Origin of the sequence: Streptosporangium sp. NPDC049376, assembly GCF_044466505.1 — a bacterium.
Lineage (GTDB): Bacteria > Actinomycetota > Actinomycetes > Streptosporangiales > Streptosporangiaceae > Streptosporangium.
The window spans coordinates 117580-138663 of the sequence record NZ_JBITMT010000003.1; the positions used below are offsets into that span (position 1 = coordinate 117580).

Below are 21084 nucleotides of genomic sequence, written 5' to 3' on the forward strand. Positions count from 1 at the left end.
TGAGAATACCTGACCTGGTGGGAAATGGGGATTGTCCGTTTCCTGGCGGGTCAGCGTCCGTTCAGTTCCTCGGCGGCGGTGGCGCTCGAATCCCTCAGGAACTGCTGGCAACGTTCCGCCTCGTCCTTCTCGCCGATGGCCTGGGCCGCGCGGCCCAGAGCGTGCAGGCAGCGCAGGAAACCGCGGTTGGGCTCGTGTTCCCAGGGGATGGGACCGTGGCCCTTCCAGCCCGCCCTGCGGAGCTGGTCGAGGCCGCGGTGATAGCCGGCCCTGGCGAAGGCGTAGGAGGTCACCGCGTGTCCGGCGGCGAACGCCTCGTCGGCGAGGGCGCCCCAGGCGGCGGGGTAGGCGGGGAAGCGCGCGGCGACGTCTGAGGCCTGGGCGCCGGACTCCAGCGCCTGCCTGGCCTCGGGCAGGTCGGGCAGCCTGGTGGGCGGCGGACCGGCGAGAAGGTTCTCGGATTCCATAGGGACAGTCCTACCCGTTGGGACGGGGTCAGGCCAAGATCGGCCGCCTGAGACGTGCCTTACTTCTGCGGACTCAGCGGCGGTAGCCCGGATGGACTCCGGGGGTGAGGCCCTGCTGTACGGCGACGGCCTCCAGGAGGGCGGCGAGCTGCTCACGCTGGGCCTCGTCGAGGGCGGCGCAGATGTCGTTCTCGTGCGCGGTGCCCACCTCGCGCATCCCGGCCATCACGCGTGAGCCCTCCTCGGTGAGGTACAGGGCGTAGTTGCGGCGGTCCTGGGGGTTGCGCCGCCGTTCGACGAGCCCCTTGCGCTCCAGGCCGTCGACCAGCGTGACGACCCGGCTGGGCACGACCCCGAGCTCCCCGGCCAGGGACTGCTGGCTGCGTCCGGGGCGCATGGCGATCATGCGCAGCAGACCGACGTCCGAGGGGGCGACGCCCAGGGCGCCGACCCGCTCGGCGAAGCGCGCCGCCGCGTGCGCGCCCACCTGCGAGAGCAGGAACGCGGTGCCCCTGGGCTTCGACCATGGCGCCGTCCCGCTGTCGTGCTCCTCTGTGGTCATGGAGCGATGGTAGCTGTAGTGAATAGTTCTCTGCTATGAATAGTTCAATAAAGAGAACGGAGAAGAGCGTGTCCCACGACATGACGGGCAGGGTCGCGCTGGTGACCGGCGGCTCACGGGGGATCGGTGCCGAGACCTCCCGTGTCCTGGCGGCCAGCGGCGCGAAGGTCGCGGTGAACGGCCGCGACCGGGCGGCGATCGACGAGGTCGTCGCCGACATCACCGCACGGGGAGGTACGGCGCTTGCCGTACCCGCGGACGTCACCGACGAGGACCAGGTGTCGGCCATGCGCGAGCGGATCGAACGAGAGCTCGGGCAGGTCGAGATCCTCGCCGCCTTCGCGGGCGGCTCCGGGGCACCCGCCCCCACGGCCGATCTCGGGGCCGCCCGCTGGCGCGCGGTCATCGAGTCCGACCTGACCTCGGTCTACCTGACGGTCTCCGCATTCCTGCCCGCCATGGTCGAGCGGGGCCGGGGCGCGATCGTCACCATGTCCTCGACGGCGGGACGCCACCCCGGCGGGGCGAACGCCGCCTACGCCGCCGCGAAGGCCGGGGTGGTGATGTTCACCAAACACCTGGCCAACGAGGTCGGCGGCCACGGCGTCCGCGTCAACTGCGTGGCCCCCTCGGCCGTGCTCAACGAACGCATGCGGCGGTTCATGTCCGACGAGCAACTCGACGGGCTGGCCGCCTCCTACCCCCTGGGCCGCATCGGGCGTCCCGAGGACGTCGCCCAGGCCGTCCTGTACCTCGTCTCGGACGCCTCGTCCTGGGTGACCGGGGTCGCCCTCGACCTGACCGGCGGCCGGGTGATCGTGTGAGCGAGACGACCGTACGGCGCAACGGCCAGGGCGGCCCTCCGCTGGGCGTCCTCGGCGTCGTGTTCACCGTGCTGTTCCTGGCCGGGATCATCGTCAGCACGATCATGGCGGGCGGCGCGACCTTCCCCTCGCCCTTCGGGGACGGGGCCGTCGACTACTTCAGGGAGAACGGCAACGCCGTCGCGGTGACCGGGTTCCTGCAGTTCGCCGCCTCGGTCCCGCTGGCCGTCTACGCCGCGACCGCCTCGGCCCGGCTGCACAACCTCGGCGTCCGCGCGCCCGGCGCCGTCATCGCCCTGACAGGCGGCGCGCTCGCCTCGGTCATGCTGACCATGTCCGCGCTGTTCAGCTGGACGCTCTCGCGCCCCGAGGTGATCGCGGAGCCCGGTGTGGTCCGCGCGCTGCACTTCCTGGCCTTCGCCGCCGGCGGCGTCGGGCACGTCGTCTTCCTGGGACTGCTCATCGCGGGCGTCGCCGTACCGGGCTGGCTGGCCGGGCTGCTGCCGCGCCCGTTCGCGCTGGCCGGCCTGGTGATCGCCGTGGTGGCCGAGCTGACCACCCTCGTCATCCCGCTGACCGGGCTGGCCGTACTGCTGCCCGTGGCCCGTTTCGGCGGCATGGCCTGGCTGGTGGCCGCCGGATTCCTGCTGCCCCGCACTCGGACCCGCGGCAACGGCCGCCCGACCGTCACGAAGGAGACCCCGTGAACACCGCGATACTCGAAAAGCTCATCAGGTTCCAGCACCCGGAGAAGGTCCTCGGCTATCTCGGCGGGCTCGACGACACCCGCGTCGCCGCGCTCTTCGGTCTCGACGAGGACGCCTACCTGCGGATACGCCGTGACCACGAGGACCAGGTGCGCCGGACGGCGGAGGAACTGCTCGACGACCCGGCGTTCGCCGCGAAGGTGGACAGGCTGCCCTTCGAGCCAGGCCGCCGCGTCGTGGCCGTCGGCGAGAGCACGACCGACGACCTGCTGTCCTGGTTCGAGATCCTGCGCCACCTCCTCGCCCTGCGGCGTCCCGGCGACGGGATCGTCCTGGTGAACACGGCCGTCTCCGGGCAGACGAGCACCCAGGCCCTGGCCGGCTCGCCCGCGGTTGCCTTCCAGCGGCCCGACTGGGTGCTGTGCATGCTGGGTGCCAACGACGTGCGGCGCTTCGGCGGCCCCGAGGGGCCGATCCTGGTCAGCCCCGCCGAGACCGGCCGCAACCTGGGAGCGCTGCGCGACATCGTCACCGCGCGCACCGGCGCCCGCTGGGTGTGGGTCGCGCCGAGCCCGATCGACGACGCGCGGGTCGCGGCCTACCAGCCGTTCCTGCAGGGCGGCTTCTCCTGGAGCGACCGCGACCTCGACCCCGTGGGCGCCTTCCTGGCCGCCCAGCCGGAGCCCGTGGTCGGCGGCGGCTCCGCCGTCGCGAAGGAGGGCGCCCACGCCCACCTCGACGACGGGGTGCACCTGTCCCTCGCGGGCCAGCGGGCCCTGGCCGTCGCCGTGGTCGAGACCCTCGCGGACCTCACGTGAAGCTGATCGTCTTCGGCGCGACGGGCGGCACCGGCCTGCAGGTCGTGGTCCGGGCCCTCGACGCCGGTCACGACGTCACCGCCGTCGTGCGGGACCCGGCGAGGCTCGGCGCGGGCGGTGCCGTGGGTGGGGCTGTCGGTGGTGCTGTGGGTGGGGGCCCCCGGCTGACCGTGATCCGGGGCGACGTCCTGGAACCCGCGACATGGCGGCAGGACGTCGGCGGCCACGACGCGGTCCTGTCCTGCCTGGGCAGCAGGGACCGCAAACACCCCACGACCGTCTACTCGCGGGGCACGTCCAACATCATCGACGCCATGCTCGGCACCGGGGTACGGCGGCTGCTGTGCCTGTCGTCCGCGGGCCTGGAGATCCCACCGGGAACCCCCTTGGCCCAGCGCCTGGTCACCAGGCTTGTCATCCAGCGCCTCTACCGGTACGGCTACGCCGACATGGCCGCCATGGAACGCCTCGTCAAGGCGGGCTCCGTGGACTGGACGATCATCCGCCCGCCCATGCTCACCGACAAACCGGCGACCGGGCACCCCCGCGCCGCGATCGACGGCCACCTGGAGGGGCTGCGCAGCGTCTCCAGGGCGGACCTGGCCGACTACATGATCGGGCACGTCGAGGACCGGGAGACCTGGGGAAGGACGGTCGAGGTCGGCTCGTGACCCGGTGTCCGGCCCCACGACGGGGGTGGGCCGGAAACGGTTTCCCGGCGGCCCGCCGTCAACCCCGAACGAGGCGGGCCGCCGGGATCTCCGAACGAGGTGACCCGCCGGAGCCTCCGAACGAAGCGGCCGGTCAGGGCCTCCGGACGGGGCGGGCCGCCGGGATCTCCGGACGAGAGAAGCCCGGGTCCGAACGCGGACCCGGGCTCGAAGGACTCAGGCCCAGGCTCAGGTGAGCCTGGTGCCCGCGGACTTCAGGTGCCGGCAGGCCTCGGCGATACGGTCCGCCATGGAGGTCTCGGCCGCCTTGCCGTACGAACGGGGGTCGTAGGCCTTCTTGTTGCCGACGTCGCCGTCCACCTTGAGCACGCCGTCGTAGTTCTTGAACATGTGGTCGGCGATCGGGCGGGTGAAGGCGTACTGCGTGTCGGTGTCGATGTTCATCTTGATCACGCCGTACGAGATCGCCTCGTGGATCTCTTCGAGCAGCGAACCGGAACCGCCGTGGAAGACCAGGTCGAAGGGCTTCTCCTTGCCGTACTTCGTGCCGACGGCCTCCTGGATCTCCTTCAGCACGCCGGGACGGAGCTTGACGTGGCCCGGCTTGTAGACGCCGTGCACGTTGCCGAAGGTCGCCGCCAGCATGTAGCGGCCCCGCTCGCCCAGACCGAGGGCGTCGGCGGTGGCCAGGGCGTCCTCGGCCGTGGTGTAGAGCTTCTCGTTGATCTCTCCGACGACGCCGTCCTCCTCGCCGCCGACGACGCCGATCTCCACCTCAAGGACGATCTTCGCGCGGGCGGTCTTGTCCAGCAGCTCCTGCGCGATGTCCAGGTTCTCCTCAAGCGGTACGGCGGAGCCGTCCCACATGTGCGACTGGAACAACGGGTCCTGGCCGCGGGCGACGCGTTCGAGGGAGATGTCCAGCAGCGGCCGCACGAAGCCGGGGAGCTTGTCCTTGGGGCAGTGGTCGGTGTGCAGGGCGACCGTCACGGGGTACTTGGCCGCGACGACCCTGGCGTACTCCGCCAGCGCGGTCGCGCCGGTCACCATGTCCTTGACGGTGGTTCCGGAGAGGAATTCGGCGCCACCGGTCGAAACCTGGATGATGCCGTCGCTCTCCGCCTCGGCGAACCCTCTGAGCGCGGCGTTGAGGGTCTGGGACGAGGTCACGTTGATCGCCGGGTAGGCGAACTCACCGGCCTTGGCCCGGTTGAGCATCTCGGCGTAGACCTCTGGAGTCGCGATGGGCATCGGTGTCATCTCCCTAGAGACGGCGGTGAACTGCTGGCGCGGGGTCCGGCCGGGGCCAGGCCCTCAGCCAGTATTCCGGGTTCCTTCCCAGCCGGACAGTCCGGGCAACACTTGTGCCCGCGAAGATCTCTCGATCCGGGGGCTTTGCCCGGGTAGGCTTCACGCCGATGGACCTCCTGCATAACATCCTCGACCCGAAGTGGTGGCTCGGCCTTCTCGGCCCGTTCGCCACCATCGGCGTGCTCGGCATCATCTTCGCCGAGACCGGGCTGCTGCTCGGCTTCTTCCTGCCAGGTGACTCGCTGCTCGTCGCGGCGGGGGTGTTCAGCACGGCCGAGGCGGCCAAGGCCATACCCGGCCTGGAACCGCTCTCGTTCCCGGTGCTGCTCGTCCTGGCTCCCCTCTGCGCGATCGTGGGGGCCCAGCTCGGCCACCACCTCGGCGCCAGATACGGCCGCAAGATGTTCGACCGGCCCGACTCCCGGCTCTTCAAGCGGGAGTACGTGGAGAAGGCCGAATACTACTTCCAGCGGTTCGGCCCGGCCAGGGCGGTGGTCATCGCCAGGTTCATCCCGATCGTGCGGACGTTCCTGAACCCCGTCGCGGGCACGCTCGGCATGGACGCCAAGCGGTTCTTCCTGTGGAACTGCGTCGGCGCCGTGCTGTGGACCGACAGCCTGTTGATCTTCGGCCGCCTGGTCGGCTCCGCGGTGCCCAATGTCGACAGGTACATCCTGCCGGGCGCCCTTGTGATCATCCTGCTGTCCGTCATCCCGATCATTCGGGAGGTCCTGAAGAGCCGCAAGGAGGGCAAGGCCGTACAGACTCCGCAGGGCAGGCACCACCGGGGCGCGCCGACCGGCACCCCTGGTGAGCCCGGTCTCTGACCGTTCTTCCTCAGTCCGGCCGAAGCCCCTCCCAGGTCCGCTGCCTGCCGCTACTCTCCACACTGTGGGACGCCACAGGTCTGATCCGATGGGTATAGCGCGCCTCGGCCTCGCGGCTCTGGCGGTGCTGGCGCTCGTCGCCTTGGTCGTGATCGGCGTCAGGTCCCTGTCGGGAGCGCTCTCCGTCGCGGCCCCGAAGCCGACGCCGACCGTCACTCCGCCGTCCCCTGAGCCCTCCGCCGCCTCGCCGCGGCGGGTGCCCACGGTCGTGGTGCGGTGTGTGCGGGAACGTTGCCCCACGGTCTTCCTGAAGGAGGCCGGGGGCGACGTGCTGATCAACCGGGAGATGGACGACGGCGAGCAGGTCCGTTCCTTCGAGCGGAAGCTCGAAGTGGTGCTGGCCGACTCCGCCTCGGTCAAGGTGCTGGTGAACGGGGAGGAGCGCCCCCCGGGCAGTCCGGGGAAGCGCCAGGAGTTCACCGTCTCCCGTGACTGATCAGGCCAGGCCGAGGTCCCCGAGGGTGTAGGCGGTCAGGTACGGCAGGCCGGCGGCGGCGATCGCCGAGGCCGCGCCACGGTCCACGATCGTGGCGACCGCGACGACCTCGGCGCCCGCCTCGCGCAGCGCCTCGACCGCCGTCAGCGGGGAACCACCGGTCGTCGAGGTGTCCTCGACGGCCAGCACCCGCCGCCCGGCCACGTCCGGCCCCTCGATCCTGCGCTGCATGCCGTGCGCCTTCTGCGCCTTGCGGACGACGAAGGCGTCGAGCCTGCGGCCCCGCGCCGCCGCGGCGTGCAGCATGGCCGTGGCCACCGGGTCGGCGCCCAGCGTCAGCCCGCCGACGGCCTCGTAGTCGAGGTCCTCCGTGAGGTCCAGCATGACCCGGCCGACCAGCGGCGCCGCGTGCCCGTCGAGGGTCACCCTGCGCATGTCCACGTAGAAGTCGGCCTCCTTGCCGGAGGACAGCACGACCTTTCCGTGCACGACGCCCTTGTCCTTGATCTCGGTCAGCAGGTTCTCGCGATCGCTCATGGCAACAAGGTTAGGGTGGCCGCCGAGAGCCTTGTGCGGCGGGCGAATCCACGTGCCGCGGGGGCCTCAAGAACGGGACAAACTGGTACGGTCTGCGTAAACCCTCCGGCGTATGGTCATGCGCGGGTCGAATCGTCGGGATTCACCCTCGGACGATCAGCGGCTTGATTACCCTGAGAAAGGGCCGCCTGTTCTGGTCTCTCAAGGGGTTCTTTCAGGCGTTTGTGAGCCGGAAGGGCCGGGCCACGCAAGAAAGGGCGGTTTCGCGTGGATCGCTGCGCGCTTTTCGTGGACGCTGGATATCTGCTGGCCGACGGCGCTATGGCGGTGCACAGTACCCGTCATCGGGAGGAGGTCTCGTGGGACTACCGGGGACTGCTCTCCCTGCTCAACGAACTCTCCAGGGAACGCACCGGTCTGCCGCTGCTGCGCTGCTACTGGTACGAGGCCACCGTCGAGGGCCGTCGCACTCCCGAGCATGACGCGCTGGCCGACCTTCCCGGGCTCAAGCTTCGTCTGTCCCGCATCCGTCCCGGCCGCCGCGAGGGTGTGGACGCCCAGGTCCACCGCGACCTGATGACCCTGGCACGCAACGGCGCGGTCTGCGACGCGGTCGTGGTCAGCGGCGACGAGGACCTGGCCCAGGTCGTGTGCGACGCCCAGGACTTCGGGGTCCGGGTCACCGTCGTGCACATCACCGCGGACGGCAGCTGGGCCGTCTCGCGCTCGCTCCGCCAGGAGTGCGACGACCTGATCGAGATCAGCGCCTCCCATCTGAGACCGTACGTCACCGTGACGTCGAGCGTCTCGGTCGGCGTCACGGTCACCCCCGCGGTGACCTCGGCGACGACCGAGACCCCCGCGCTGCCCACCGGCGGCAGGACGAGTGCGAACGGGCAGACCCCCGTGGTCTCCCTCGGCACCGGGCCCTCGCAGACCGGCCCCATGCCCGCCGTCCCGCCCTCGCGGGCCGCCCACGCGCTGCCCACCTATCCCGGCTACTCGACCGAGCCGCCTCCGCCCGCGCCCCCGGCGCCGCCCGTCCCCCAGTCGCAACCGCAGCCCCAGCCGCAGCAGCAGGCTCCGGCCCCGCCCGCCTCGTCCGGCCAGGGCGGTTCGGCGGGCTCGCCGCAGTCGCCGTACGGCTCGGCGGGCACCGGCGGGCCCTCGGCCTACCGGCCGGGTCAGATGGGCGCCTACACCGGGCCGCACCCCGCGCCCGTCCCGCAGCAGAGCACGGGCGGCAACGGCACGACCACCCTCTCCGAGGCGGTGAAGGCCGCGCACAAGGAGGGATACGACTTCGGCGAGTCCGTCGCCAAGGACGCCCCGGCCCTGTGGCTTGAGGCCGTGCTCGCCCGCAAGCCGCGGATGCCCTCCGACCTTGAGGCCCGTCTCCTGCAGGGCTCCTCCCTGCCGATCGACTTCCTGCTGCACGACGAGGTCCGTCACGCCCTGCGCCGGGGCTTCTGGGACGCCCTGGAACGAGCCCGCCGCTAGTCCCGGGCCCCGGGGCCGCCGCGTGAAAGCCGTCGCCTGAAAACGGTGAGGCCGCCGGGGAAGGTCCCCGGCGGCCTCATGCTCCGTGTCAGGAGAGGGCGTCGAAACCTGCCCTGAGATGGTTGAGACGGTGGGAGAGGTCGGACAGGGGGCCGACGAGGTTCGGGTCGCCGCCCTTGCGGGCCAGCTCGACGACCCGGGCGAGCTCCTCCTCAACGGCCGTCAGCCGCCCGGACAGCTCCGGCAGCACGGCCGTATGGACGTCGGCCTCCCCCGAGGGGATCTCGGAGGCCAGCCGGTCACGGAGCATGAAGGCCTGCTCGGCCAGACGGCGGTTCATGTTGTACAGCTCGACGAAGACCGCGACCTTGGCCCGCAACACCCAGGGGTCGAACGGCTTGGTGAGATAGTCGACCGCCCCGGCCGCGTAACTGCGGAAGGCGTAGTCGGGGGCGCTGTCCACCACCGTCAGGAAGATGATGGGGATGTTGCGGGTACGCTCACGGCGCTTGATGTGCGAGGCGGTCTCGAACCCATCCATGCCGGGCATTCGCACATCCAGCAGGATCAGTGCGAACTCCGTGTTGAGCAGGGCCTTCAACGCCTCCTCTCCCGATCTGGCCCGTACGGGCACCAGATCGAGCGAACTGAGGATCGCCTCAAGCGCGATGAGGTTCTCCTCCCGGTCGTCGACCAGGAGGATCTTGGCGCGGTCCGCCATCTACTGTGCCCCTTCGTTGGAGTCGTCCGCCGGCCTGCCCCTGGTGAGCCAGCCGCGCAGCCGTTCCAGTAGCCGGTCGACGTCCACGGGCTTGGGAACGTAATCCGAGGCACCCGAGGCTATGCTCTTCTCCCGGTCGCCGCGCATGACCTTGGCGGTCAGCGCGATGATCGGCAACTCGGCGAACTGGGGCATCCGGCGGATCGCCGACGTGGTCGCCCAACCGTCCATCTCGGGCATCATGATGTCCATCAGCACGAGGGCGACGTCCTCGTTGCGTTCGAGCTGCTCGATGCCCTCACGGCCGTTCTCCGCGAAGACGACCGTGGCGCCGTGCCGTTCGAGCACGCTGGTCAGCGCGAACACGTTGCGGATGTCGTCGTCCACGATCAGGATCTTGGTCCCGGTGAGCGGATCGTCGCCCTTCCACGTCTTGGTCTCCTGCTTCGGGAAGTGCGAGACCGGCATCTCCTCCGGCATCGGGATCTCGGGCAGCTCCTCGGGCTCCTCGGCCACCCCCACGATCGTCTGGCCGCGCGGCAGCGTCTCGGAGACGGCGGCGCCGCCGTCCCGTGAGGCCAGCGGGCCGACGTAGGAGGGCGGGAGGTACAGCGTGAAGGTGCTGCCCTGCCCGACCTCGCTGGCGACGTGGATCTCACCGCCGAGCAGGCGGGCGATCTCCCGGCAGATCGACAGACCGAGGCCGGTGCCGCCGTACTTGCGGCTGGTCGTCCCGTCGGCCTGCCGGAACGCCTCGAAGATGAACTCCAGCTTGTCGGCGGCGATGCCGATGCCGGTGTCGATCACCTCGAAGGCCAGGGTGCCCTCGGCGCCACGCAGGGTGTCGTCGACGTAGGGGACGTTCGAGGGGGCGCGGACGACGCGCAGCCGTACCTCGCCCTTGGGGGTGAACTTGATCGCGTTGGACAGCAGGTTGCGCAGCACCTGCTGCAGGCGCTGCTCGTCGGTGCGCAGCTCCTGCGGGACCGAGGGGTCGACCTCGACCGCGAACGACAGCCCCTTGTCCTGAGCCAGCGGGGCGAAGGTGGCCTCGAAGTAGTCGACGAGCTTGGGCAGCGAGATGCGCTGCGGATGGATGTCCATCCGCCCCGCCTCGACCTTCGACAGGTCGAGGATGTCGTTGATCAGCTGGAGCAGGGCGGAACCCGCGCCGTGGATGGTCTTGGCGAACTCGACCTGCTGCACGGTGAGGTTGCCCTCGGCGTTCTCGGTGAGCAGTTTGGCCAGCACCAGCAGGCTGTTCAGCGGGGTGCGCAGCTCGTGGGACATGTTGGCCAGGAACTCGGTCTTGTAGCGGGAGGAGACCGCCAGCTGCTCGGCCCGTTCCTCCAACGTACGGCGCGCCTGCTCGATCTGGAAGTTCTGGATCTCGATGGCGCGGTTCTGCTTGGCCAGCAGGGCGGCCTTGTCCTCAAGCTCGGCGTTGGAGCGGCGCAGCTCCTCCTGCTGGCGCTGGAGCTCGTCGGAGCGTTCACGGAGCTCGGTGGTCAGGCGCTGCGACTCGGTCAGCAGGTCCTGCGTCCGGGAGTTGGCGATGATCGTGTTCATCGTGACGCCGATTGTCTCGACGAGCTGGTTCATGAAGTCATGGTGTATCTCACTGAACTGGCTGAAGGAGGCCAGTTCGAGCACTCCCAGGACCTGCGTCTCGAACAGGACGGGCAACACGATGATCTGGGCGGGCACCGAACTGCTCAACCCGGTGTCCACGGTCAGATATCGGGCGGGCACCTCTCCCAGGAAGATGCCCTTGCCGTCCATGGCGGCCTGCCCTACGATGCCCTCGCCGGTCGCGAAGCGCTGCCTGATCCGCGAACCCGGGCGGGCGCCGTACCCGGCGATCAGGTGCAGGTCGTGGTCACCGGACGGGTCGGCGAGGTAGAAGGCGCCGTAGTGGGCCGCGACCAGCGGGGTCAGCTCGCTCATGATCAGCCTGGCGACCTCCATCAGGTCGCGGTGGCCCTGCATCAGACGCGAGATCCTGGCCAGGTTGGACTTCAGCCAGTCCTGCTCCTGATTGGCCTTCGTGGTGTCGCGCAGGTTGGACACCATCGTGTTGATGTTGTCCTTCAGCTCGCCGATCTCACCCCCGGCGTCCACGGTGATCGAACGGGTCAGGTCACCCCTGGCCACGGCCGTGGTGACCTCGGCGATCGCGCGGACCTGCGTGGTCAGGCGGCCCGCGAGCTCGTTGACGTTCTCGGTGAGCCGCCGCCAGATGCCCTCGACGCCCTCGACCCGGGCCTGGCCGCCGAGCTTGCCCTCCGAACCCACCTCACGGGCGACCCGGGTGACCTCTGAGGCGAAGGAGGACAGCTGGTCGACCATGGTGTTGATGGTGGTCTTCAGCGCCAGGATCTCGCCCTGGGCGTTCACGTCGATCTTGCGGGTGAGGTTGCCGTTGGCGACGGCGGTGGTGACCTCGGCGATGTTGCGGACCTGGTAGGTCAGGTTGTTCGCCATCGAGTTGACGTTGTCGGTGAGGTCCTTCCAGACGCCGGAGACGCCGCGGACGCGGGCCTGGCCGCCGAGTTGCCCCTCGGTGCCGACCTCGCGGGCGACGCGGGTGACCTCGTCGGCGAACATGGACAGCTGGTCCACCATCGTGTTGAGGGTGTCCTTGAGCTGGAGGATCTCGCCCTGGGCGTCGGCGGTGATCTTCTTGGACAGGTTGCCCTGCGCCACCGCGGTCGAGACGGCCGCGATCTGCCGGACCTGCGTGGTGAGGTTGTTGGCCATGACGTTGACGTTGTCCGTCAGGTCCTTCCAGGTGCCCGAGATGCCGGGAACCTGTGCCTGACCGCCGAGCTGCCCCTCGGTGCCGACCTCGCGCGCCACCCGGCTCACCTCGGAGGCGAAGGAGGACAGCTGGTCGACCATGGTGTTGATGGTGGTCTTCAGCGCCAGGATCTCGCCCTGGGCGTCGACGTCGATCTTCCTGGTCAGGTCGCCGTTGGCGACGGCGGTGGTGACCTCGGCGATGTTGCGGACCTGGTAGGTCAGGTTGTTCGCCATGAAGTTGACGTTGTCAGTGAGGTCCTTCCAGACGCCGGAGACGCCTCGGACGCGGGCCTGGCCGCCGAGCTGCCCCTCGGTGCCCACTTCGCGGGCGACGCGGGTGACCTCGTCGGCGAACATGGACAGCTGGTCCACCATCGTGTTGAGGGTGTCCTTGAGCTGGAGGATCTCACCCTGGGCGTCGGCGGTGATCTTCTTCGACAGGTCGCCCTGCGCCACCGCCGTGGCGACGGAGGCGATCGCGCGGACCTGCGTCGTCAGGTTGCCCGCCATGAAGTTGACGTTGTCGGTGAGGTCCTTCCAGACGCCGGAGACCCCGCGGACCTGCGCCTGACCGCCCAGCTCACCCTCGGTGCCGACCTCACGGGCCACCCTGGTGACCTCCTCGGCGAACGCCGAGAGCTGGTCGACCATCGTGTTGACCGTGGTCTTCAGCTCGAACATCTCGCCGACCGCGTCGACGGTGACCTTGCGGCTCAGGTCGCCCTTCGCGACCGCCGTCGTGACCAGCGCGATGTCACGCACCTGCGCCGAGACGCGGCTGGACATCGTGTTCACGGCCTCGGTCAGGTCCTTCCAGCTGCCCGACATGCCCCGCACGTTCGCCCGGCCGCCCAGACGACCCTCGGTGCCGACCTCGCGCGCGACCCGGGTCACCTCCGAGGTGAACAGCGAGAGCTGGTCGACCATGCCGTTGATCGCCTTGCCGAGGCGGCGCACCTCGCCCCGGGAACCGCGAACCAGGTCGATCCTGCGCGACAGGTCGCCCTTGGCCACCGCGTCGATCACGTCCGCGGCCCCGCTGACCGGGCCGACCAACGCGTCGATCAGAGCGTTCACCGAATCGACGCTCTCCGTCCACGAACCGACCCCGGGGCCGGGGGAGAGACGTTCACCGAAGCGGCCCTCCCGCACCACCTCCCGGCGCACCCGGTGCAACTCGTTCGCGAGGTGCTCACGGCGGTCGGCCACCTCGTTGAGCAGCAGGCGGATCTCGCTCAGGATGCCCGGCGGGGCATGCGGCACCCGGCGGCGGAAATCGCCATCGCGCCAGGTGATCAGTGTCTGGAGAATCGGCTGCAGGTCCGATTCGGTGTACCGTCGTTCTTCGACGCCAGACACGGTGTTGGCCGTGGTCATGAGACCTCCTTGACTCCCGGGGGGCGCAGCCGTGAGTCATCCCAGTCTGTCACGGTGCGCAACTCCGAGTCCCGCCTTCGATTTACCCCATGTCAGCAGCAAGTGTGGTAGGCACGGAACAGTGACGAACGCTCCCCGCGCCGTCCTGGCCGCGACATTCGCCCCAGGAGACACGGCCGTCCCGGCAGCCAGGCGGTTCACCATGGAGGTGATGACCGCCTGGGCGGCCGCGTCCCTGCTCACGCCCGCCGAGCGGCTGGTCGCGGAGTTCGCCCGCCAGGCCGGGGACGCGCCGTTCGAGGTCGTCTGGAGTCACCTCGGCGACGGCCTGCGGATCGAGGTGCGGCGGCAGGACACCTCGGAGACGGCGTTCGAACGCCCGACCGTGCCGGTGGAGGAGTGGGGCGTCACCTTCACCGACGACCAGCGTACCCACTGGGCGGTGCTGGGCCTGTCCGGCGAGGCCGAGGGGCAGGCCGCCGAGTGGAAGGCGGAGGAGCCGAGTCGCGGGCCGCTCTGGATGGGCTTCCTCGCCAACGCCAGCGACCTGCTCGCCGGGACTCTCAACCCCGACATGGTGCCCGCGATCATCTCGCAGATCGTGGTGCCCCGCCTGGCCACCTGGTGCGCCGTCTACACCTGGAGCGACAACGGCGGCCCGCAGCGCCCCGCCTACCTGTGGCACACCGACGAACGCGGCATCGACGGGCTGCGCGAGGAACTCGCCACCGTCCAGATACCGCAGGCGGGCGGCGGCGCCATGCAGCTCGGCGACTGGCAGATGCTCGTCGTCCCGCTGCTGGCCAGGGGCAGGGCACTCGGCGCGATGTGCCTCGGGCGCCCCGACCACTTCGCCGAGGACGTCTTCCAGTACGCCGAGGACATCGGCCGCCGCGCCGCCCTCGCCATGGACAACGCCAGGCTCTACGCCACCCAGGCCGCGGCCAACCGGGCGCTCCAGCGCAGCCTGCTGCCTCCCGACGAACCCGGCGAGATCCCGGGCCTCGACCCGGCCGTCGTCTACGAGCCCGCCGGTGAGACCAACGAGGTCGGCGGCGACTTCTACGACCTGTTCGCGGCCGGGGACGACTGCTGGCGCTTCGCGGTCGGCGACGTCTGCGGCACCGGCCCCGAGGCCGCCGCCGTCACCGGCCTCGCCCGCCACACCCTGCGCCTGCTCGCCAGAGAGGGGTACGGCGTCGCCGCCGTCCTCGACCGCCTCAACCAGGCCATCCTCGAAGAGGGCGACCGTGCCCGCTTCCTGACCCTGCTGCACGGGGAGATCAAGCCGGTGCCGACCGGGCTGGACGTCTCCATGGTCTCCGCGGGCCACCCCGAGGCGCTACGGCTGCGGCCGAGCGGCGTCGTGGACACGGTGGTGACCTCCCAGTCGCTGCTCGGCGTCTTCCCCGAGGCGACGTTCAAGGCCCAGCTCGTCCACCTCGACCCCGGCGACGTCCTGCTCGCGGTGACCGACGGGGTGACCGAACGCCGCCAGGGCGGCAGGCTGCTCGACGACGACGGGGGACTGGCCAAGCTGTTCGCCGAGTGCGTGGGACTGTCCGCGCGGGCGGTCGCCGAACGGATCCGCCGCGCCGTACAGGACTTCGCCACGGAACCCAGCGCGGACGACCTGGCGATCGTGGTTCTAAGAGCTAGGTGATTGTGTTTCTTTGCGACGCCTGGCGGCGTCGCGGGTTGTGTCCCTTTGCGACGCCTGGCGGCGTCGCGGGTTGTGTCCCTTTGCGACGCCTGGCGGCGTCGCGGGCTTGGGCGCTTCGGGTCGGTGTCTTCCCTCGTCTCTGCGTCGCTGCGCTCCTGCGTTCCTCAGTCCAGACACCGACGCGCCCAAGCCGACACTCTTCACGCTGAGGGCCGGTGAAGCACAAGCCGAACTCTTCACGCGGAGGGGTCAGGGGCCTGGGGTTATGTGTTTGCGGGCGAAGTCGAGTTGGGCGGACATCTGGGTGATGCGTTCGGCGACGACCAGGGAGCCGTGGCCGGCGTCGTAGCGGTAGACCTCGTGGGGGTGGTCGCGTTCGGCCAGGCGGGAGACGTAGGTCTCGATCTGTCCTATGGGGCAGCGGGGGTCGTTCTCTCCGGCCAGGATCAGCACCGGGGCCTCGACCTGGTCGACGTAGGTGATGGGGGAGCACCTCGCGTAGCGTTCCGGCTGTTCCTCTGGGGAGCCGCCGAGCAGGGCGCGGTGGTAGGCCCGCAGCGCCTCGGTCTCCTCGCGGTAGGTGGCCAGGTGGTCGGCGATGGGTACGGTGGCGATGCCCGCCGCCCACATCCCCGGCTGGGTGCCCAGGCCGAGCAGCGTGAGGTAACCGCCCCAGGAGGCGCCCGCCAGCACGAGGCGGGTGGGGTCGGCGATACCCCGTTCGATCATGGTGGTCCGCACCGCGGCCACGTCGGCCAGCTCGATGTGGCCGACCTCGCCGACCAGGGCGTCCCGCCAGGCGGAGCCGTACCCGGTCGAGCCCCGGTAGTTGATCCGCACGACGGCGAAGCCGTGGTCGACCCAGGCGGCCACCTGCGGCACGAAGGAGTCGTCGTCCTGCGAGGTCGGGCCGCCGTGCAGCAGGAAGACCGCAGGGAAGGGGCCGGAGCCGCGTTCCGGGCGTGAGACCAGGGCGTGGATGCGCCCGCCGGGCCCCTCGACGTCCAGGTCCTCGACCGGTACGGACAGCGGCGCGGTCGGGCCGCCGTGGCTCACCACGATGTGGCCGTTGGTCGACCTGATCACCGGTGGGTGGGCGCCGCTCGACCAGGAGTACTCGACGGAGTCGTCGGGCCGGGGCGTGGCACCGTCGATCACCCCGTGCGGGGTGTCGATCGGGGACATCCTGCCGCCGGGAAGGTCGTAGTGGTGCAGGTACGTACGGCCCCGGTTGGCCCGCACGAGCAGCAGGGAGCGGCCGTCGTCGTACCAGTCGGCGGTGATCTCACCGGAGTCGCGCAGCCAGATCTCCCGCTGGTCGCCGGTCTCCGGGTCCCAGACCAGGGGTTCCCTGCGGCCTCTGCGCTCGTGCAGGGCCAGCAGCCTGCGGTCGCCGAGCACGGGCGCGAAGCGCAGGCCCAGCACGCCCTTGCCCTCGCCGTCGCGCAGGTCGCCGACCACCGTGCCGTTGCGTCTGAGCACCCGCAGCGCGGGGTGGCGCGAGTCGCCGTGCTCGCTGTGGCTGATCGCGATGAGGGAGCCGTCCAGGGAGATCGCGGCGACGGAGGCGGCCTCGGTGTGCTCGTAGATCACCCGGGCGGGTTCGCCGGGCCGTACGAGGCTGACGGTGAAGCCCTCGCCGGGCCTGGCCATGCCGATGGCCGCCTCACCCGTCGCGGCCAGGGCGATTCCCGAGGGGAAGCCGGGCTCCAGGTCGATGGGCTCGTCGGGGCCGCCGTAGAAGGGCTGGCGCATCCAGCCGCCCCACTCGTCACCGTCGGTGTCGGAGAACCACCAGACCCACTTCCCGGTGGGGTCGATCGTGCCGTGCGAGGTGCCCTTGGGACGCGTGGTCACCTGGCGGGTCGCGCCTGTCGTGCGGTCCCAGGCGTAGATCTCCCAGGTGCCCGAGGCGTTGCTCCGGTAGACGTTCCTGGCGGGGGCCCGCCGCGCCCACACGGGCAAGGTCACGCGGGGCGCTCGGAACCTGGATTGCCAGCGTTCCTCCGCCTTCATATATCGCTTCCCCTCGTCAAGGCGTGGCTTCAAGCGTCCAGGCGCGGGCTCGCCGGATTGCCGTCCAGTATGTCGCCTCCACCACTGGTTTGCTTCATTAATGTGTGGGAATTTCGGACTAAATGTCACTCCAGTAACACGAATCTCGGAGGCGTCTGTCAAGTTAACGGCTTGATCAGAGACGGCGGTGAAAGATAGACATATAGAAAGAAGCTGTCACTTCACTGGATTCCGGTAGGTCTGCGATCCTCGCTCGCATAGCGTGAGAATCGGTGTGCCAGGCGCTCGGTCCCATGCCCACGACGGCCTCGACCGCGTCACGTCCGAGGGTCATGCCGAACTCGTGCAGGCTCCGCCCGGCCTCGACGAACCGGTCGCCCAGGCTGTCGGCGACCCGCCGCTCCTTGTCCTGGTCGACCGAGAGCAGCCCGAGCCGTTCGACCAGCGGTTCCAGGTGCCTGGAGGTCGGGGTGACCACGACCAGCGTGCCGTCGGGCGCGAGGACCCTGGCGAACTCGGGACCGTTGCGCGGCGCGAACACGTTCAGCAACACCTCGGCCGAACCGCTCCTGAGAGGCAGTGGCCGCCACACGTCGGCCACGACGGCGCCGAGCCGGGGATGGGCCCGCGCGGCCCGCCTGAGCGCGTGCTTGGAGACGTCGAGCGCGACACCGACCGCCCCCGGAAGCCGGTCGAGCGCCCGGGCCAGGTAGTGCCCCGTGCCCGCCCCCGCGTCCACGACCACCCCGGAGTCCGTACGGCAGGCGCCCGCGACGGCCTCGGCGAGGGGGGCGAAGTGCCCGGCCCCGAGGAAGGCGCCCCTGGCCGCGACCATGTCCGCGCTGTCGGCCGTCCCCGGCGCCCGCGAACCGGTCAGCAGGCTGACGTATCCCTGCCTGGCCACGTCGAAGGTGTGTCCCGTGTCACACCGTACGGCCCGCTCGTCGAGGGCCAGGTCGCCGCCGCAGACCGGGCAGACGAGAAGATGGACGACGTCGGCCAGCATCCGTCCATCATCCCGCCTCCCGGGGAGTGCCCCGCCCCGGCCCCTCGTCCTGTTCTGAAGGGGAATTCAACTCAGTGCCGTACAAGCCGGTTCCAAGTGGCGGGCCGTACAAATTCGAAGCATGAGAAGGACATTTTTCGCCGGTGCCGTCCTCGTGGCCCTCGCGGCGGGCCCGGTCACCGCGCTTCCCGCCGCGGCGGACTACCGGCTGGGGTCGGTCAGGACCTCGGCCGGCCACGGCGGCTACGCGAAGGCGACCGTCAGGATCACCTCTTTCAGCGCCGAGACGTTCAAGGTGTACGGCACGCTCTACGACCGCGACCCGCACCGTGACCACTGCGCCTACATCAGGGCCAGGTTCCACTACACGGGCGGCGGGACGGGGTGGGCGCAGCCGCGCGTGACATGCGCCCCCAGCGGCTCCTACCGGCTCGGCTCGGACGGCGAGATCACGAGGGTCGACATCAAGATCTGTCTCTACGACCGCAGGACGCGTTCACTCGGGTACTGCCGGGTCGACTCGATCAGGAACGAGGACCTGGCGTACTGAGCGGGGTCGGCGAGGCTTGACACCCCTGGCGCCCTGGTCGGGAGATCTCGGACGGGTCGGCACGGGGAGAGGAAAGGGGCGGTGAGGGAGAATGGGCGGATCATCGCACGCGGCCCGGCCTGCGGTGCGTCACACCCACATTCGCCATAGCGCCGTCAAGCCGTGGACGAACAGGAGAGCCGATGCCACATCAGCCGATGACAGTCGCCGGAGTCGAGGTGTTCCCCCTCTGCAACGCCGTGGGCCCGATGGGCGGGACGGTCCGGCGCCCGCTGACGGAGCTGTTCCCCGGGGGCGGGCACCGGGAGACCGACGAGTGGGTGCTGCACTTCCACTGCTACCTGCTGCGTGACGCGGCCGGCCGTACGGTGCTGGTGGACACGGGGGTCGGGCCGGAGGACTCGCCCGCCGCGAGCTGGGCGCCGGTTCCCGGCGTGCTCGGCGCGGAGCTCGCGCGGGTCGGCGTCGCCGCAGAGGAGATCGACGCGGTGGTCGTCACCCACCTGCACAGCGACCACGCGAGCGGCGTCGTGGTCGGCGGGTCGCCCGCCTTCCCCAACGCCAGGCACCTGCTCCAGCGGGCCGAGATCGAGGCGGCGGAGGAGACGGCCCTCGACCGGTTCGTCAGGCCGCTGGGCGAGCGGGTCCAGGTCGTCGAGGGCGGGGCCGAGGTGTTCCCCGGCATCAGGGTCCTGCACACCCCGGGCCACACACCCGGCCACCAGGTCGTCCGGGTGGGAGACCTGGTGCTGACCGGTGACGTGGTGCTGCACCCGGTGCAGCTGGCCGATCCGTCGATCCCCTACCTGTACGACGACGATCCCGACCTCGCCGTGGTCACCCGTACGAAGCTGCTCGAACAGGTCGAGGCCGAGCGGGGCGTGATCGCCACCGCCCACTTCGCCGAGCCGTTCACCCGGCTTGGGGGGTGACCTCGGGCTCGGCCGTCCGTACGGCCGCCAGCAGCCTCCGGGTCCTGCGCCGGTAACGCAGGACCTGGAGGGCGCTCAGCGCCCAGATCGGATACTGGACGGCCAGGGCCCAGCGGAAGGACTCCAGGGTCGTCTGTCCCGTCAGGTCGAGGACGATCCCGACCAGGGCGATCAACGACATCGAGGCCACGAACCCGCCGCCGTTGACGATGCCGGTCGCCGCGCCGATCCTGGCGGCCGGGTTGAAGGTCCTGGCGTAGTCGAAGCCGATCATCGACCCCGGCCCGTTGGAGGCCAGCACGACCACGAGCACCACCAGCAGCCACAGCGGGGCCCGTCCCGGCCAGGCCAGTACGGCGGTCCACGCCGCGGCCGTGCTGCCGACCACGACGAACACCATCCGTGAGCGGTGGAAGGGGAAACGGCCCGCGAGGTAGCCCATCAGCGGTCCGCAGACCATGCCGCACAGCGTCAACGTGGACAGCAGCACACCCGCCGTCGCGGGGGACAGGCCCTGCCCCTGGACCAGGAACGGATACCCCCACAGCAGCAGGAACGCGGCGGCCGAGCACTGGGTCGCCGCGTGGGTCCACATGCCGAGGCGGGTCCCCGGCTCGGCCCAGGCGGCGCCCAGGCTCGGCCGCTCCGCCGTCCGCGCGGGCCGGGCGTCGCGGAGCACGACCAGCAGTAGCACCGCCGAGACCGCCCCGAGCCCGGCCGCGCCGACGAAGGTCGGGGTCCAGCCGTTGACGCGCAGGGAGTGGATCAGCGGCACCGTGGAGGCGATCGCGCCCACCTGCCCGATCAGGCCGGTGAGCTGCACCATCAGCGGGTTGCGGCGGGCGGAGAAGTGGACGTTGACCAGCCGGATCACGCTGATGAACGTCATCGCGTCGCCGCAGCCGATCAGCGCCCTGCCCGCGATGCCGCCGGTCAGGCCGTCGGCGAACGCGAAGACCAGCTCGCCGCAGCCCATCACGACCGCGCCGGTCACCAGCATGCGCTTCGAGCCGAACCGGTCGACCAGCACCCCGACGGGCACCTGCATGGCCGCGTAGACCAGCAGCTGCAGCATCGCCAGGACGGAGAGCCCGGCCGCGCCGACCCCGAGCCGCGCGGCGGCCTCGATGCTGGAGACGCCGAGGGACTGGCGGTGGAAGACCGCGATCACGTAGGCAAGGACGCCCACGGCCCAGAAGAGCCCCGCCTTGGCTCGTGGAGTCATGGGATGAATATACGTTTATGCCCTTTTTGCCGCACCATTGGGGTCCCCGGGGTGGGGCTGTGGGCGGTACGT

Annotated in this window: 19 protein-coding genes; 10 read left to right on the forward strand and 9 right to left on the reverse strand. The window is 70.4% G+C overall.

Translation table 11 applies throughout. The annotated features are described in order from the left end of the window. Window positions 1–50: 50 nt before the first annotated feature. Window positions 51–467, reverse strand: coding sequence for a DUF3151 domain-containing protein (locus ACIBVQ_RS10235; RefSeq protein ID WP_399176834.1), 417 nt, complete (start codon window positions 465–467; stop codon window positions 51–53). Between the two features lie 73 nt (window positions 468–540). After that, a complete protein-coding gene (locus ACIBVQ_RS10240) occupies window positions 541–1029 on the reverse strand; it encodes a MarR family transcriptional regulator (RefSeq protein ID WP_362777731.1) in 489 nt (162 codons plus the stop codon). A gap of 68 nt (window positions 1030–1097) precedes the next feature. Between ACIBVQ_RS10240 and ACIBVQ_RS10245 the strand changes: the two genes are divergently transcribed. The 4 genes from ACIBVQ_RS10245 to ACIBVQ_RS10260 are packed head-to-tail and all read left to right on the forward strand — an operon-like array spanning window position 1098 to window position 4049. Further along, window positions 1098–1853 (forward strand): SDR family NAD(P)-dependent oxidoreductase, encoded by a 756-nt coding sequence (locus tag ACIBVQ_RS10245; protein ID WP_399176837.1) that lies wholly within the window; start codon window positions 1098–1100, stop codon window positions 1851–1853. Beyond that, the gene (locus tag ACIBVQ_RS10250) at window positions 1850–2560 is read left to right on the forward strand and encodes a hypothetical protein (RefSeq protein WP_362912334.1); all 711 of its coding nucleotides are present in this window, start codon (window positions 1850–1852) and stop codon (window positions 2558–2560) included. The genes ACIBVQ_RS10245 and ACIBVQ_RS10250 overlap by 4 nt, the downstream gene beginning before the upstream one ends. Next, window positions 2557–3378 carry an SGNH/GDSL hydrolase family protein gene (locus ACIBVQ_RS10255; protein WP_399176839.1) on the forward strand — a complete coding sequence of 274 codons (822 nt, stop codon included), beginning with the start codon at window positions 2557–2559 and terminating at the stop codon, window positions 3376–3378. Before ACIBVQ_RS10250 ends, ACIBVQ_RS10255 begins: the two co-directional genes overlap by 4 nt. After that, window positions 3375–4049: an NAD(P)-dependent oxidoreductase gene (locus ACIBVQ_RS10260; RefSeq protein ID WP_399176841.1), complete on the forward strand. Its 675-nt coding sequence runs from the start codon at window positions 3375–3377 to the stop codon at window positions 4047–4049. The genes ACIBVQ_RS10255 and ACIBVQ_RS10260 overlap by 4 nt, the downstream gene beginning before the upstream one ends. A 228-nt stretch (window positions 4050–4277) precedes the next feature. Here ACIBVQ_RS10260 and fbaA read toward each other — a convergent pair whose 3' ends face one another. After that, window positions 4278–5300 (reverse strand): class II fructose-bisphosphate aldolase, encoded by a 1023-nt coding sequence (fbaA, locus tag ACIBVQ_RS10265; RefSeq protein ID WP_352011101.1) that lies wholly within the window; start codon window positions 5298–5300, stop codon window positions 4278–4280. Between the two features lie 167 nt (window positions 5301–5467). On the opposite strand from fbaA, the gene ACIBVQ_RS10270 reads away from it, so the two are divergent. Further along, window positions 5468–6187: a VTT domain-containing protein gene (locus tag ACIBVQ_RS10270; protein WP_352011100.1), complete on the forward strand. Its 720-nt coding sequence runs from the start codon at window positions 5468–5470 to the stop codon at window positions 6185–6187. Between the two features lie 88 nt (window positions 6188–6275). Further along, a complete protein-coding gene (locus ACIBVQ_RS10275) occupies window positions 6276–6683 on the forward strand; it encodes a hypothetical protein (protein WP_352011099.1) in 408 nt (135 codons plus the stop codon). On the opposite strand, the gene pyrE is transcribed toward ACIBVQ_RS10275, so the two are convergent. Beyond that, complete coding sequence (gene pyrE / locus ACIBVQ_RS10280) at window positions 6684–7220, reverse strand: orotate phosphoribosyltransferase (protein WP_362777740.1); 537 nt, start codon at window positions 7218–7220, stop codon at window positions 6684–6686. It abuts the gene before it with no gap. 288 nt (window positions 7221–7508) lie between these two features. On the opposite strand from pyrE, the gene ACIBVQ_RS10285 reads away from it, so the two are divergent. Further along, a complete protein-coding gene (locus ACIBVQ_RS10285) occupies window positions 7509–8720 on the forward strand; it encodes an NYN domain-containing protein (protein WP_399176845.1) in 1212 nt (403 codons plus the stop codon). Between the two features lie 88 nt (window positions 8721–8808). On the opposite strand, the gene ACIBVQ_RS10290 is transcribed toward ACIBVQ_RS10285, so the two are convergent. Continuing rightward, window positions 8809–9441 (reverse strand): response regulator, encoded by a 633-nt coding sequence (locus ACIBVQ_RS10290; RefSeq protein ID WP_352011096.1) that lies wholly within the window; start codon window positions 9439–9441, stop codon window positions 8809–8811. Next, window positions 9442–13620 (reverse strand): HAMP domain-containing protein, encoded by a 4179-nt coding sequence (locus ACIBVQ_RS10295; protein ID WP_352011095.1) that lies wholly within the window; start codon window positions 13618–13620, stop codon window positions 9442–9444. A 121-nt stretch (window positions 13621–13741) separates the two neighbouring features. On the opposite strand from ACIBVQ_RS10295, the gene ACIBVQ_RS10300 reads away from it, so the two are divergent. Continuing rightward, window positions 13742–15283, forward strand: a complete 1542-nt coding sequence (locus ACIBVQ_RS10300) for a GAF domain-containing SpoIIE family protein phosphatase (protein WP_362912343.1) — start codon at window positions 13742–13744, stop codon at window positions 15281–15283. Window positions 15284–15532: 249 nt separating this feature from the next. On the opposite strand, the gene ACIBVQ_RS10305 is transcribed toward ACIBVQ_RS10300, so the two are convergent. Next, window positions 15533–17299, reverse strand: a complete 1767-nt coding sequence (locus ACIBVQ_RS10305) for a S9 family peptidase (protein WP_399176848.1) — start codon at window positions 17297–17299, stop codon at window positions 15533–15535. Window positions 17300–17474: 175 nt separating this feature from the next. Continuing rightward, window positions 17475–18305: a putative RNA methyltransferase gene (locus ACIBVQ_RS10310; RefSeq protein WP_399176849.1), complete on the reverse strand. Its 831-nt coding sequence runs from the start codon at window positions 18303–18305 to the stop codon at window positions 17475–17477. A 121-nt stretch (window positions 18306–18426) separates the two neighbouring features. Here ACIBVQ_RS10310 and ACIBVQ_RS10315 point away from each other — a divergent pair, with 121 nt between their 5' ends. Next, window positions 18427–18855 carry a hypothetical protein gene (locus tag ACIBVQ_RS10315; RefSeq protein ID WP_352011091.1) on the forward strand — a complete coding sequence of 143 codons (429 nt, stop codon included), beginning with the start codon at window positions 18427–18429 and terminating at the stop codon, window positions 18853–18855. Window positions 18856–19052: 197 nt separating this feature from the next. Continuing rightward, window positions 19053–19787 (forward strand): MBL fold metallo-hydrolase, encoded by a 735-nt coding sequence (locus tag ACIBVQ_RS10320; protein ID WP_399176851.1) that lies wholly within the window; start codon window positions 19053–19055, stop codon window positions 19785–19787. Here ACIBVQ_RS10320 and ACIBVQ_RS10325 read toward each other — a convergent pair. Next, complete coding sequence (locus tag ACIBVQ_RS10325) at window positions 19768–21012, reverse strand: MFS transporter (protein WP_352011089.1); 1245 nt, start codon at window positions 21010–21012, stop codon at window positions 19768–19770. The two genes, ACIBVQ_RS10320 and ACIBVQ_RS10325, sit on opposite strands and share 20 nt — an antisense overlap. Window positions 21013–21084 lie beyond the last annotated feature (72 nt).

Excerpts from the sequence above, each read along its gene's own strand:
- pyrE (WP_362777740.1), bottom strand. The coding sequence starts at position 7,220 with ATGAGCGATCGCGAGAACCTGCTGACCGAGATCAAGGACAAGGGCGTC.
- ACIBVQ_RS10270 (WP_352011100.1), top strand. The coding sequence starts at position 5,468 with ATGGACCTCCTGCATAACATCCTCGACCCGAAGTGGTGGCTCGGCCTT.
- ACIBVQ_RS10295 (WP_352011095.1), bottom strand. The coding sequence starts at position 13,620 with ATGACCACGGCCAACACCGTGTCTGGCGTCGAAGAACGACGGTACACC.
- ACIBVQ_RS10240 (WP_362777731.1), bottom strand. The coding sequence starts at position 1,029 with ATGACCACAGAGGAGCACGACAGCGGGACGGCGCCATGGTCGAAGCCC.
- ACIBVQ_RS10305 (WP_399176848.1), bottom strand. The coding sequence starts at position 17,299 with ATGAAGGCGGAGGAACGCTGGCAATCCAGGTTCCGAGCGCCCCGCGTG.
- ACIBVQ_RS10325 (WP_352011089.1), bottom strand. The coding sequence starts at position 21,012 with ATGACTCCACGAGCCAAGGCGGGGCTCTTCTGGGCCGTGGGCGTCCTT.
- ACIBVQ_RS10290 (WP_352011096.1), bottom strand. The coding sequence starts at position 9,441 with ATGGCGGACCGCGCCAAGATCCTCCTGGTCGACGACCGGGAGGAGAAC.
- ACIBVQ_RS10315 (WP_352011091.1), top strand. The coding sequence starts at position 18,427 with ATGAGAAGGACATTTTTCGCCGGTGCCGTCCTCGTGGCCCTCGCGGCG.
- ACIBVQ_RS10235 (WP_399176834.1), bottom strand. The coding sequence starts at position 467 with ATGGAATCCGAGAACCTTCTCGCCGGTCCGCCGCCCACCAGGCTGCCC.
- ACIBVQ_RS10310 (WP_399176849.1), bottom strand. The coding sequence starts at position 18,305 with ATGCTGGCCGACGTCGTCCATCTTCTCGTCTGCCCGGTCTGCGGCGGC.
- ACIBVQ_RS10275 (WP_352011099.1), top strand. The coding sequence starts at position 6,276 with ATGGGTATAGCGCGCCTCGGCCTCGCGGCTCTGGCGGTGCTGGCGCTC.
- fbaA (WP_352011101.1), bottom strand. The coding sequence starts at position 5,300 with ATGCCCATCGCGACTCCAGAGGTCTACGCCGAGATGCTCAACCGGGCC.
- ACIBVQ_RS10320 (WP_399176851.1), top strand. The coding sequence starts at position 19,053 with ATGACAGTCGCCGGAGTCGAGGTGTTCCCCCTCTGCAACGCCGTGGGC.